Annotated in this window: 1 pseudogene; it reads left to right on the forward strand. The window is 28.9% G+C overall.

Annotated features, from left to right (window positions below):
• Positions 1–954: pseudogene (locus GMD4S_RS12275) on the forward strand (type II CRISPR RNA-guided endonuclease Cas9); the annotation flags it as partial.
• Between the last annotated feature and the right edge of the window lie 150 nt (positions 955–1,104).

A 1,104-nucleotide genomic window follows, 5' to 3' on the forward strand; every position in this document is an offset into this window, starting at 1 on the left:
TTTGAGGATAGTATTCTATTTTCTTATCAAGTAGATTCAAAATTTAATCGAAAAATTTCAGATGCTACAATTTATGCAACAAGAAAAGCGAAATTGGATAAAGAGAAGTCTGAAGAAACTTATGTTTTAGGTAAGATTAAAGATATTTATAGTCAAGCAGGATATGATGCTTTCATTAAAATTTATAATAAAGATAAGAGTAAATTCTTGATGTATCACAAAGATCCACAAACATTTGAAAAAGTGATTGAAGAAATTTTAAGAACCTATCCTTCTAAAGAATTGAACGATAAAAATAAAGAGATCCCTTGCAATCCTTTTGAGAAATATAGACAAGAAAATGGGCCTATTCGAAAGTACAGTAAAAAAAGTAATGGTCCAGAAATTAAAAGTCTTAAATACTATGATAATAAACTAGGTAATCACATTGATATCACACCAGAAAGTAGTGATAATCAAGTGGTTCTTCAGTCACTTAAGCCTTGGAGGACAGATGTTTATTTTAATCATCAGACTAAAAAATATGAATTGATGGGTTTGAAATATTCTGATTTATCCTTTGAAAAAGGTAGTGGGAAATATAGTATTTCTAATCAGAAGTATAATTCTATAAAGAGAATTGAAGGTATCGATGAGCAGTCTGAATTTAAATTTACTCTCTATAAAAATGATTTGATATTAATAAAAGATTCAGAAAACAATGAACAAAAATTATTTAGATTTAATTCAAGGAATGATACGGCAAAACATTATATCGAATTAAAACCTTATGATAAAGCTAAATTTGATGGAGAACAAGAATTGATAACGATACTTGGAAATGTTGCGAAAGGAGGACGGTGTTTGAAAGGATTAAATAAATCAAATATCTCTATTTTTAAAGTCAAAACAGATGTTTTGGGTAAAAAACATATCATTAAAAAAGAGGGTGACGAACCAAAACTCAAATTTTAAAAAATATTAAAAAAAGAGTTGCAAACGCTGGTACAATGTATTATAATAGTAAATGTAAGGGACGCCTTGCACAGTTACTTAAATCTTGCAGAAGCTACAAAGATAAGGCTTCATGCCGAATTCAACACCCTGTCATTTATGGCGGGGTGG

It is taken from the genome of Streptococcus sp. GMD4S (genome assembly GCF_000296955.1).